Origin of the sequence: Blastococcus sp. KM273129, from assembly GCF_021698995.1 — a bacterium.
In the GTDB taxonomy this organism is placed as follows: Bacteria; Actinomycetota; Actinomycetes; order Mycobacteriales; family Geodermatophilaceae; genus Blastococcus.
In genome coordinates this window covers 1-11,296 of the sequence record NZ_SSXB01000104.1, presented here as the reverse complement: position 1 = coordinate 11,296, position 11,296 = coordinate 1, and the positions used below count along the sequence as shown (strand labels likewise).

At 77.6% G+C, this 11,296-nt stretch carries 11 protein-coding genes; 5 read left to right on the top strand and 6 right to left on the bottom strand.

All coding sequences use genetic code 11. From position 1 onward, the window contains the following. Positions 1 to 144 precede the first annotated feature (144 nt). Both E9565_RS20005 and E9565_RS20000 read right to left on the bottom strand, forming a co-directional pair. Positions 145 to 627 (bottom strand): hemerythrin domain-containing protein, encoded by a 483-nt coding sequence (locus tag E9565_RS20005; protein ID WP_236828654.1) that lies wholly within the window; start codon positions 625 to 627, stop codon positions 145 to 147. Continuing rightward, the gene (locus tag E9565_RS20000) at positions 624 to 1,562 is read right to left on the bottom strand and encodes a Rieske 2Fe-2S domain-containing protein (protein WP_236828653.1); all 939 of its coding nucleotides are present in this window, start codon (positions 1,560 to 1,562) and stop codon (positions 624 to 626) included. Before E9565_RS20000 ends, E9565_RS20005 begins: the two co-directional genes overlap by 4 nt. 101 nt (positions 1,563 to 1,663) lie before the next feature. Between E9565_RS20000 and E9565_RS19995 the strand changes: the two genes are divergently transcribed. Then, positions 1,664 to 2,563 carry an SMP-30/gluconolactonase/LRE family protein gene (locus E9565_RS19995; RefSeq protein WP_236828652.1) on the top strand — a complete coding sequence of 300 codons (900 nt, stop codon included), beginning with the start codon at positions 1,664 to 1,666 and terminating at the stop codon, positions 2,561 to 2,563. A 70-nt stretch (positions 2,564 to 2,633) separates the two neighbouring features. Here E9565_RS19995 and E9565_RS19990 read toward each other — a convergent pair whose 3' ends face one another. The 3 genes from E9565_RS19990 to E9565_RS19980 form a co-directional block, all read right to left on the bottom strand. Next, entirely contained in the window at positions 2,634 to 3,734 is a 1,101-nt protein-coding gene (locus E9565_RS19990) for a ScyD/ScyE family protein (RefSeq protein WP_236828651.1), read from the bottom strand. A gap of 272 nt (positions 3,735 to 4,006) precedes the next feature. Continuing rightward, the gene (locus tag E9565_RS19985; protein ID WP_308191123.1) at positions 4,007 to 4,432 is read right to left on the bottom strand and encodes a GGDEF domain-containing protein; all 426 of its coding nucleotides are present in this window, start codon (positions 4,430 to 4,432) and stop codon (positions 4,007 to 4,009) included. Positions 4,433 to 4,488: 56 nt separating this feature from the next. Beyond that, positions 4,489 to 4,950, bottom strand: coding sequence for an NUDIX domain-containing protein (locus E9565_RS19980; protein WP_236828650.1), 462 nt, complete (start codon positions 4,948 to 4,950; stop codon positions 4,489 to 4,491). 62 nt (positions 4,951 to 5,012) lie between these two features. Here E9565_RS19980 and E9565_RS19975 point away from each other — a divergent pair, with 62 nt between their 5' ends. After that, the gene (locus E9565_RS19975; RefSeq protein WP_236828649.1) at positions 5,013 to 8,261 is read left to right on the top strand and encodes a BTAD domain-containing putative transcriptional regulator; all 3,249 of its coding nucleotides are present in this window, start codon (positions 5,013 to 5,015) and stop codon (positions 8,259 to 8,261) included. A 1-nt stretch (position 8,262) separates the two neighbouring features. On the opposite strand, the gene E9565_RS19970 is transcribed toward E9565_RS19975, so the two are convergent. Further along, positions 8,263 to 8,949: a hemerythrin domain-containing protein gene (locus tag E9565_RS19970; protein WP_236833590.1), complete on the bottom strand. Its 687-nt coding sequence runs from the start codon at positions 8,947 to 8,949 to the stop codon at positions 8,263 to 8,265. A gap of 168 nt (positions 8,950 to 9,117) precedes the next feature. Between E9565_RS19970 and E9565_RS19965 the strand changes: the two genes are divergently transcribed. The 3 genes from E9565_RS19965 to E9565_RS19955 form a co-directional block, all read left to right on the top strand. Next, complete coding sequence (locus E9565_RS19965; RefSeq protein WP_236828887.1) at positions 9,118 to 9,741, top strand: hypothetical protein; 624 nt, start codon at positions 9,118 to 9,120, stop codon at positions 9,739 to 9,741. A gap of 216 nt (positions 9,742 to 9,957) precedes the next feature. Beyond that, positions 9,958 to 10,599 (top strand): hemerythrin domain-containing protein, encoded by a 642-nt coding sequence (locus E9565_RS19960; protein ID WP_236836574.1) that lies wholly within the window; start codon positions 9,958 to 9,960, stop codon positions 10,597 to 10,599. A gap of 122 nt (positions 10,600 to 10,721) precedes the next feature. After that, the coding region (locus E9565_RS19955) for a hypothetical protein (RefSeq protein ID WP_236836573.1) at positions 10,722 to 11,296 on the top strand (575 nt) is incomplete at its 3' end.

Below are 11,296 nucleotides of genomic sequence, written 5' to 3'. Positions count from 1 at the left end.
CGAGATCAAACGCTGCCTCAAGCGCTACATCGCCCGCGAGCTCTACCGACGCCTCGAAACCCCACCCTCAGCCCTTGACGCGTCATAGGAGCGTCCGGCTCGGTTCCCCGGCCGTGCGCGCACGGCCGGGGAACCGCCCCGCGGCTACACGTGGCGCAGCGTCGCCCGCTTCAGCCGCACGATCAGCCGCATCCCGCCGGATTCCTCGAGCTCCCGCTTCCGGGCCCGCAGCTGCTCGCCGAGCTGCTCGAGGCGCTCCTCCCCCAGGGCGTGCGACTGGGGGAACATCCGCTGCTCCTCCTCCATCGTGTGGTGGCGCACCGTCTTCTCCAGCATCCGCACCTCGGTGGTGAACTCCGGGTCGGAGACGTCCATGCGCATCACGGTGGCGACCTGGTCGTCGATCTGCCGGTGCTCGGCGTGCGCCAGGGCCAGCAGCGGCGAGACCTCGGGCACCGCCGGGTAGAACAGCTCGTCCTCGATCTGCGCGTGCACCTCGATCTCGCGCAGGAACCGGTCGCGCAGCTCCTCCCGCCGGCCGGTCTCGGCGTCGGGGGTCTCCGCGAGCTCGCGGAGCAGCCCGCGCAGCACGTCGTGGTGCGCGATCAGGACCTCGTCGGCCTTCACCGGGACGCCTCCTCCACCGTCGTGACCGCCGTCGGGGTGCGCCAGCGGGCCCGCCGCCGCACCTCCACCGCGCCGTCGCGGACGCGGGTGTCGTAGCAGGGCAGCGGCGCGGTCGCCGGCCCCTGCGCCGGCTCGCCGGTGCCGACGTCGAACCTCGACCCGTGCCACGGGCAGACCAGCTCGTCGCGGTGCAGCCACCCCTCGGCCATCGGGCCGCCCAGGTGCGGGCAGCGCCCGGCGAGCGCCCGCACCTCCTCGTCGGTGCGCACCAGCACCACCGGGACGCCGTCGGCCGCGACCTCGACCGGCTCGCGGTCGGGCAGGTCGGCCAGGCGCGCGACCGGGGTGAACACCCGCGGCGCGCGACCGGCCGCGGAGTGGTCGACGCCGAGCCGGTGGCGGTAGGAGAGCACCCCGCCCAGGTACCCGCTGGCGAGCACGAGGGCGTACCCGGCGGCCGCCGTCGCCCGCGCCCGCGCGGCGCGCCCGCGGCCCCGGTCGGCGAACGACCAGGCGTAGAGCGCGAGCGCGGTGCTGTTGAGGGCGCCGTGCACCATCCCGACCCGGCGGGCCTCGTCGTGGGCGTGCTGCCAGTCGGTCATCCCGGTCGCGGCCGCGCCGACCGCCCCGGCGATCCCCAGCCCGACCACCGCGCGCGCCGCCTGGCCGGCCCCGGGCCCGCCGCGTCCGGTCGCGTCCAGGCCGTCGAGCAGGGCCGCCGCGCCCCACGAGCCGATCGGCACCGTGACCAGGAACGGGTGCAGGGGGTGGCCGAACCAGACGCCGTGGAGCAGGTCCTGCAGCGGGCGGGCGTACCGGCCGGCCAGCAGGAAGGTCAGCGAGATGCCGTGCTCGACCTGGTAGCCGGGCGCGTCCAGCACCTCCAGCGCCTCCACGCGCCGGACCGCTCGCTCGAGGAGGCCCCGGACGCTCACCGGTGCGCGTCTTCCGTCGCCATGGAGCCACCGTGCCCAGGTCGGCCGAGGGGAAAACGGGAGGTGGTCGGCGGGGCCGGGAGGTCGTAGCGTCCCGCGGCATGGCTGATCGAGCGTTCCGGACGGTGCTGGAGGGCGGCTCCTTCTTCGAGGGTCCGCGGTGGCGCGACGGGCAGTGGTGGGTGTCGGACTTCTACCGGCGCACGGTGAGCCGGGTGGCCCCGGGCGGCCCGGAGACCGTCGTCCTCGAGGTGGAGAACCAGCCCTCGGGGCTGGGCTGGCTGCCCGACGGCTCGCTGCTGGTCGTGTCGATGAAGGACCAGCGGCTGCTGCGGGTCACCGACGGCGAGGTGACCACCCACGCCGACCTCTCCGCCGTCTGCGGCGGGCCGCTCAACGACATGGTGGTCGACGCCGCCGGCCGGGCCTACGTCGGCGACTTCGGCTTCGACCTGATGGGCGGTGGCGCGCCCGCCCCCGCCGCGCTCAAGCGGGTCGATCCCGACGGCACGGTCAGCGTGGCCGCCGAGGGGCTGCGCTTCCCCAACGGCTCGGTGATCACCCCCGACGGCGGCACCCTCATCGTCGGCGAGACCTGGGGCAACCGCTTCTCGGCCTTCGACGTCGCCGCCGACGGCTCGCTGGGCCCGCGGCGCACGTGGGCGCAGTTCGGCCCGGTGCCCGGGGGCGGGTCGGTCGAGGAGCTGATCGGCCAGGTCGCCGTCGCCCCGGACGGCTGCACCCTGGACGCCGAGGGGCACGTGTGGGTCGCCGACGGCCTGGGCTCCCGCGTGCTGCGGGTCGCGCCGGGCGGGCAGGTGGTCGACGAGATCGCCGCGCCGGACGGGCTGGGCGTCTACGCCTGCGCGCTCGGTGGCGACGACGGCCGCACGCTGCTGCTGTGCTGCGCCCCCGACTTCTACGAGCACACCCGGTCCGCGGCGCGCGAGGCGGTGCTGCTGGCCACCGAGGTCGCCGTTCCGCACGCCGGGCTGCCCTGACCCGCCCGCGGACGACCGCGAGGGCGGCCGGGGAACTCCCCCGGCCGCCCTCGACGGCCCTACCGGTGGATCAGGGCGCCGGGGTGAACGCCCCCGGGCCGACCTTCTGGATCTCCCCGGCCGAGGGCATCCCCAGGAAGCCGGCGATGCTCCACGCCGAGGCGTAGAGGTCACCACCCTCGAACTCCAGGCCGGTCGGCATGGTGACCTGCGCGGTGTGCCGGGAGCCGTCCCGGTCGATCCGGGTCAGCTCGCCGACCGTCGACGGGTCGAAGTCCGCCGGCGGCTCGCCCTCGCCCATCGGCATGCCCTCGAGCACGTTGGACACGAAGACGGTGCCCTTCCGGTCGACGGCCACCCCGGTGACGCTGGTCAGGCCCTCGATCGCGCCCACCTGGTTGCCGTGCTGGTCGAGCACGTAGACCCTGCCGGCCCCGGGCACCTCGGCGCCCAGCGTGCCGACGTAGATCTTCCCGTCCGGCCCCTCGGTGATCTCCGTGGGCACCGGGTCGCAGCCGGTCGTGCCCGGGTTGTTCGGCGCGTCCACGCACCCCTCGACGTCGTCCACCACCGGCGGGACGAAGAAGGTGCTGATCTCACCCGACTTGCGGTCGATGGAGAGGACGGCGTTCGCGCCCGCGTCGGAGACGAGGATCCGGTGCGGCTGGGCCAGGACCGAGAACGGGTTGGACAGCGCGTCGACGGGCTCGCCGTCGACCAGCTGGACCTGGTCGTCGGGGTTGTTGTCGAGCTCGTACTGCAGCAGGTCCCAGGTCCGCAGGATCTGCCCGCCCGGCGTCGCCTCCACCAGCTGCTGGCTGGGCAGGCCCTCGCCGGCCTCCGGCGGACCTGCGAACTCGCCGATCGCGACGTAGACCAGGCCGCGCACGTAGTCCACGCCCTGGGCGTTGCCCAGGCCGGACAGGATGGTCCCGGACCGCCCCCCGCGCGGGTCGATCCACGTCACCTCCCCCGTGTCGGACTCGGCGACGATCAGCCGGCGCCCCTTGTACTCGCTCAGCTGCCGTGGCCCGTCGAGCCCACCGACGACGGTGGTGACGTCCCCGCCCGGGGCGTGCCCCTTGCCGTCGTCGGCACCGGCCGCCGTCGGTGACACGACGACCAGCGCCATGGCCGCGGCTGCACCCGCCGCCGCCTTGAAGTACCGCATCCTTCGTTCTCCCTCGATCGACACCCCCGTGGACGCGGGCAACCTGCCAGGAAGTTGGGTGCCGAAGGCAAGCACTTCGTCTCGCCGCGATCACGACCGTGCGCGCCGTCACGCAGTGCGATCTGCCGGAGTTGCTGCGTGACCCGGTTCGGGAACCGATCGGTACGGTTCTCTGACCTGCGCATTCGTCAGCCGCGCGGCCGGACGCCGGAGGGGCGGGCGGCCGGACCGGGGAGGATCTCCACCCGCCCGCGGTCGAGCAGCTTGGCGTCCTAGAGCGCACGGTCGGCGCCGCGCATCAGCTGGGAGGCGCCGTCGCCGGACGCGTGCTGGGTGACCCCGCAGGAGAGCGTGACGTCGGGGTGCCGGGCGCAGATGCGGCGGACGACGGCGAGCGCGTCGGCGCCGCCCACCCCCGGGAGGAGGAGCGAGAACTCGTCGCCGCCGTGCCGGGCCAGCACCGCCCCGGCCGGCAGCTCGGCCCGCCAGACGTCGGCGACCCGGCGCAGCACCCGGTCGCCGGCCTGGTGGCCGTACGTGTCGTTCACCTGCTTGACGTGGTCGACGTCGAGCAGCGCGGCCGACAGCGGCTCGCGGGTGCGGGCCGCCTCCGACAGCAGCTCGTCGAGGGCCTCGTCGAAGCCGCGGCGGTTGCGCAGCCCGGTCAGCGGGTCGCGGCTGGCGCCCGAGGCGCAGATGACCAGCCGGCGGACGACGACGCCGGAGCCGTAGGAGATGGCGAGCGTCTGCGCCGTCAGCCGGCGAGGTGGGCGACCAGCCGGTCGAGGAAGGGCAGCTGCGCCCTGACCAGCTTCTGCCGCGCGGTGGCGAGGTCGAACCAGGCGGCCCGGTCGATCTCCGGGAACTCCTGCACCCGGCCCGACCGCGGCGGCCACTCCAGCGGGAAGGTGCCGCTGGTGATCGCATCCGCGTCGAGGTCCCCCTCGGCCGCCCAGACGGCGAGCAGCTTGCGGCCCCGGACCTCGCCGAGCGGGTGCAGCTCCGCGGCGGGCACCGGCAGGCCGAGCTCCTCGGCGAACTCCCGGCGCGCGGCGGCCTCCCCCTCCTCGCCCGGGTCGTGCTCACCCTTGGGGATCGACCAGGCGCCCTCGTCCTTCCGCGCCCAGAACGGCCCGCCCATGTGCCCGAGCAGCACCTCGACGCCGGCCGCCCCGCGGCGGAACAGCAGGATCCCGGAGCTGCGGACGGGCGGCACGCGCCCAGCCTGGCAGGAACCGTGGGACGCCGGGCCGCCGGATCGGCTAGGTTCCCCCCGCCATGGCCTCGCCGCATCCCGACGCGCCCCCCGTCGAGCTGTCGTTCCTGGGCCCGCTGCGGGCGGCGGTGGCCGGCGCGCCGGCGGTGCTGGGCGGGCCGCGGCAGCGCTCGGTGCTCGCCCGGCTGGCGGTGGCCGGCGGGGACGTCGTCTCCACCGACCGGATCGTCGACGACCTGTGGGACGGCGAGCCGCCGCCCAAGGCGCTGGCCTCGCTGCAGGTGCACGTCTCGCACCTGCGCCGGGCGCTCGAGCCGGGCCGCCGCACCCGCAGCGAGGCCACCGTGCTGGTCAGCCGCGCCCCCGGCTACGCGCTGCACCTGCCGCGGGAGGCGGTCGACGCCTGGCGCTTCGCCGACCTGGTCGCGCGGGCGCAGGGCGAGGCCGGCGCCGCCGCCCGCCGCGAGCTGCTGGAGCGGGCACTGGCCTGCTGGCGCGGGCCGGCCTACGCCGAGGTCGCCGACACCGCGTGGGCGGCGCCGGAGGTGGCCCGCCTCGACGAGCTGCGGCTGACCGCGCTGGAGGCCCGCGCCGAGGCCGACCTCGACCTCGGCCGCGCGGGCGCCGTCGTCCCGGAGCTCGACCGGCTGGTGCGCGAGCACCCCGGCCGCGAGCGCGCCGTGCGGCTGCTCGCGCTGGCCCTGTACCGCGGCGGCCGGCAGGGGGACGCGCTGGCTGTGCTGCGCCGGGCCCGCGAGCACCTCGCCGACGAGCTCGGCGTCGACCCCGGCCGCGAGCTGCGGGAGCTGGAGGCGGCGGTCCTCGCGCAGGACCCCGCGCTCGACGCGCCGGCCGCGGTCGTGCCCGCCGTCCCGGTCGCGCCCCCGGCACCGGAACCCGCTCCCCCGTCGATCGGCCGCACCGCCGAGCTGCGCCGGCTGCTCGCCGCGGCCGGCGAGGCCCGCTCCGGCGCACGCGTGGTGTGGATCGGCGGCGAGGCCGGCGCGGGCAAGACCACCCTGGTCGAGGCGGCGACCGGCGAGCTGCGCCGCCGCGGCTGGCGGACCGCGTGGGGCCGCTGCCCCGAGGTGGAGGGCGCGCCCCCGGCCTGGCCGTGGAGCGAGGTGCTGCGCGAGCTCGACGACGCCGCGCTGCCCGAGGACGGCAACCCGTTCCGGCTCGCCCGGTCGGTGGCCGACCAGCTGGCGGCCGCGGCCGGCGGGGCACCGCTGCTGGTCGTGCTGGACGACGTGCACCGCGCCGACGACCTCACCCTGCAGCTGCTGCGCCAGGTGGTCGGCGGGCTCGCCGGACGTCCGGTGCTGGTGCTGGCCACGTACCGCACGACCGAGGACGGCGAGGCGCTCGCCGCGACCCGGGCGGCGCTGGCGACCGCGACCGCGGCGCACCTGGCGCTGGGCGGGCTCGACGCGGCCGGGGTCGCCGTCCTCGCCCGCGCCAACGGGCTGGAGCAGCCGGACGGGGACGTCGTCGCGCTGCTGCGCGAGCGCACCGGCGGCAACCCGCTGTTCGTCCGCGAGCTCACCCGGCTGATCGTCTCCGAGGGCGCGGCCGCGGCGCGGGCCGGCGTGCCGGTCGGTGTGCGGGAGGTGCTGCGCCGGCGGGTGGAGCGGCTGCCCGGCCCGGCGGTGACCGCGCTGCGCCAGGCGGCGGTGCTCGGCCGCGAGACCGACGTCGACCTGCTGGCCGCGGTCACCGGGCACGACCCCGACGAGCTGCTCGACGCGCTGGAGACCGCCGTCCTCGCCGGGCTGCTGGTGGAGCCGGCGCCGGGGCAGGTGCGGTTCAGCCACGCGCTCGTGCGCGACACCCTCTACGAGGACCTGCCCCTCATGCGCCGCGCCCGCGTGCACGCCACCGCGCTCGCCGCCCTCGAGGCGCGCGGCGCCGACGCCACGACGCTGGCCCACCACGCCGTCGCCGCGGCCGGGCCCACGACAGCGGCCGACGCCGTCCCGTACGTGGTGGCCGCCGCGCGGGAGGCCGAGCAGCTCGGCGCGCACGCCGACGCCGCCCGCCAGTGGGCGACCGCGCTGCGGGTGCACGAGCTGGTGGGAGCGCGGGTGGGCGGCGACGAGGCGCTGCTGGCGCTGCTGCTGCCCTCGATCCCGGCGCACGCGCGGGCCGGCAACGCCGTCGTCGCCCGGGAGCAGCAGCGGCTGGCGGTGCGGGCCGCCGCCCGGCTGGGCCGCCGCGACCTGCACGTGGCCGCGCTGGCCGCCTGGGACGCGCCGCTGGTGTGGACCGTCCGCGACGACGGCGCCCAGGACCCCGAGCTGCTGGACCCGCTGCTGGCGCTGCTGGAGACCCCCGCCGGCGGAGACCTGCCCGACGACGTGCGCGCCCGGCTCTGGGTCGCCCTGTTCCGCGAGGTCGAGGGGGTCGACGACGTCCGGGCCGAGCGGGCGAGCGCGGAGGCGCTGACCCTGGCCCGCCGGGTGCCGGGCGAGCCGCGGCTGCTGTGCCTGGCGCTGAACGCGCGGGCGTACGCGGCGCTGGGGCCCGACCTCGCCGACCGGCGGGAGGAGCTGGCCGAGGAGCTGCTCGCCGTCGCGACCGCGGCCGGCGCCCCCGACCACCAGGCGGTCGCGCACTGGCTGCTGTTCCTCGCCGCGTCGGCGCGCACGGACCTCGCGCTCGCCCGGCGGCACGGCGACCGCGCGGTGGCGCTGTCGGGCAGCGGCCAGCTCGGGCACGTGCTCGGCGCGCTGGGCGTGCACACCGGCGCGCTGCTGGTGCTGGCCGGCCGGGTGGACGAGGGCCGGGCCCGCTACGAGGAGATCGCGACCCGGCTGGCCGAGACGGGGCAGACCAACGGCGGGCTCATGGCGCTGATCGGCCGGTTCGTCGCCGGCTTCGCCCGCGGGGACCTCAGCTCCTCGGTGGCGGACATGGAGTGGCTGGACACCGCGATGCCCGGAGCGCTGAGCGACGCCGTCGTCCTCACCTTCCTCGACGCCGGGCGCGGGGCCGACGCGCGGGCGGTGTGGGCGCGGCGCCGGCCGATCGCCCGCGACTACTACTGGCTGACGACGACGACGCTGCGCGCGCACGCCGCGGTCCGGCTCGGCGACGTCGGGGCGGCCGTGGCCGCGCGCGAGGAGCTGCTGCCGTGGGCCGGCCGGGTCGCCGGGCTGGACTCGGGCACGCTGGTGCTCGGCCCGGTGGACGACGCGCTGGCCGAGGTCGCGGGGCTCTTGGGCGACGTGGATGCCGCCGCGGCGCACCGCGCGGCGGCGGCCGAGGTGCGGCGGCGGCTCGCGGCCGAGCTCGCCGCCGTCGGCCTCTGACTCAGTTCCCGAACACGCGGCGCTCCCGGCGGCGGAACGGGGGCACGAGCAGCGCCAGCATCAGCCGGACGGCGAGCCCGCCCTCGGCGACCAGGGTGGCGCGCTCCTCCGGCGTGACGACGTCGACGACCCGCGGCACCTCGAAGGAGAGCTTCGCCCGCTTGCGGATGCCGGCCTCGACGGCGGCCCAGTCGCCGACCGAGACGTGCTCCTCGATGGCCGGCAGCACGGCGGCCTCCTCGTCGGCGATGTGCTCCTCGAGGGTGTCGCGCAGCTCGGCGAGGTCGACGGCGAGCGCGGTCGCGGTGTCCTCGTCGGCCGGGCGGGCGGCGACGGCGGCGGCGCCGGCGCGGATGCGGTCGAGCAGCGGGTCGAGCGCGGCGTGGTCGTCGCTGAGCTCACCGAGGTCGACCGACGGGCCGGCGGAGGCGGCCAGCACCGGCCACAGGACGTCGTCCTCCGCCGAGTGGTGGTGGTGCACGGAGTCGCAGAAGTCGCCGACGTAGCCGGCGATGCTGCGCGCCCGCTCCGCGTCGACGGCGGCGCGGCCGGCGGCGACCTGCTGGAGCAGGTCGGTCAGGCGGCGGACGTCGCGCAGCATCGCGCGGTGGGCCAGGCGCATGCCGAGGGTGTCGGGGCGGGGGTCGCCCTCGGCGCGCGGGGTGACGGGGACGGGCTTGCCGGTCATGGCGGCTCCTCGGGAGGTCGGGGTCGGCGCCGACCCTGCGCGGGCGCACTTGCGGCCGACTTGTCGCCGGGACGGCAAGCCGGCCGTCAGCGACCGGCAAGCGGGGGGCGCGAGCGTCGGCGCCGACCGGGTCGCCCGACCCGACGCACCCCGAGCCCGAGGACCGCCATGACCACCGCACCGCCCCTGACCGCTCCGACCTCCTCCCCCGCGCTCCGCGACCACCGCCCCTCCGACGCGCTGGAGGTGACGGCGCTGGTGGCCGGCGGCGTGCTCTTCGCCGTCGGCAACGCCCTCCACCCGCTGGAGCACGACGAGGCCGCGCCGGAGGCCTCGACCTGGGTGCTCTCGCACCTGACGTTCGCCGTCGGCGCCCTGCTCATCGCCGCCGGGCTCGGCGTGCTCGCCCGCCGCTTCCGCGGTTCCCGGACCGCGCTGGCCGGTCTCGGCACCACGTGGCTGGGGATGGTGCTCATGCCCGCGAGCTCGGTGGCGGAGGCGTACGTCCGCCCGCTGATGGGCCACGAGGGCTACCACGCCTTCGAGGAGGCGGCCGCCGGCTTCGCCGCGGTCGCCGGGATCGCCACGCTGCTCGGGCCGGTGCTGGTCGCCGCCGTCGCGCTGCGTCGCCGCCTGCTGCCGCCGCCGGTGAGCATCGCGCTCGTCGGGATGACCCTCGGTCTGCTCGTCTCCCCCGCCCTGCCGGCGGAGGGCTACGGCATCATCCCCGGCACGGTGCTGTTCGGGCTGGGCATGGCCGCCGCGGGGTGGCTGTCCCGCACCTCCTCCTGATGACCGGCCACCGGCGCCCGGGCCTCGTGCCCGGGCGCCGGTTCGTCGCCTGCCCCCGCCCCGCGGAACGATCCCGTCCGGGTCGGGACGTCCGTCCCTGGTCGACCGGGACGCCGCCGCCCTACCGTCGGTCCCAGCTCACTCACAGACACGGACGAGGTGCCATGACAGCGGTGCTCCCCCGCCCCGGGCAACGCCGCCACCGCCTACGAGCGGGTGCTGCACCGGGCCGTGCACCGGGAGCTGCGGCTGCTGGCCGAGCTCTCCTCCTGGGCGTCCGCCGGCGACGCCGCCCGCACCGCCGAGCTCACCCGGCACGCCGACCTGGTCTCGCGGGTGCTGCTCGGGCACCACGCCGTCGAGCGGGAGCGGCTGTGGCCCGCGCTGCTCCGTTCGCTGCCGGCCGCGGAGGTGGACGGCGCCCGGTGGCACGTCGCCGCGTGGGCGGCCCGGACCGCGCCGCTGGACTCCCTGCTCCGCGACCTCTCGATCGCGGCCCGGGAGTGGGCCGCCACCGGGTCACCGGCCGCCCGTGACGCGTTCGCGGGTGCGTGCGGGATCGTCGCGGACGCCGTCGTCGCCTCGGCCGCGGCGGACGAGGCCGACCTGGTGCCGCTGCTCGCCGTCCACCTGCCGGCCGCCGAGTGGGCCGCCGTCGTCCGGGCGTCGGGGGCGGCGCTCCCCGGGCGCGAGCAGATGCTGGTGCTGGGCCTGGTGCTCGAGGACGCCTCGGCCATCGACCGCGCCCGCGTGCTCGCCGCCCTCTCCCCCGCCGTGCGCACCGCCTGGCGCGCGGTCGGCCGGCGCGACTTCCGCGCCGCCGTCGTCCGGTTGCGGGGCGTGCCGCCGGGGCTCTGAGCCGGCGTTCACACCGGATGCACAGGCTCCGCCCAGGCCGGTCCCACGCGGGGCCGCCATCGTCGGCCGGGTGAGCCCGCGAACCGATCCGGAGCTGCGGTCGCCCGCGGGGCGGGTGCACCGTGCTGACCGCTGAGCACCTGGTGCTCCTGGCGCTGCTGCTGCTGACCGCGCCGCTGGTCGCCGCCGGCCGCCGGTGGCGGGGGCAGCGGTCGTCGCGCGGGACGCTGGCCCGCGCCGGGCTGCTGACCGCCGTCGTCCTCGGTGGGGCGGCGCTCGGGTCGGTCCTGCCCTTCCCGGGCCCGCCGGTGGAGGTGCTGGTCGCCGCGTCGGTCGCGGTGGTGGCGGTGCACGCGGTGCGGCCGCTGGGTCCGCGTGCTCCGACGTGGCTCGCGGGCGTGGCCGGGCTGGTGCACGGCGCACCGCTCGCACCCGCGCAGCTCCCCGGGACGGCGCTCGCCCTGCTGGTGGCCGCGGCGGTCGGGCTGCCGCTGGTCGTGCTGGTGAGCCGCTCGCGGGTGCACGCGGCCGTGCGGGTCGCCGTGGCGGGCGCCGGCCTGGTCGTGGCCGGCGCCTCGGGAGCCGCGGCGCTGACCGGCGGCGAGTCGGTGCTGCAGCCGCTGGTGGACGTGGTCGCGGGCGACCCGTGGGTGTCGCTGCTGGTGCTCGGCGCGGCGGCGTTCCTGGTGTGGGAGCT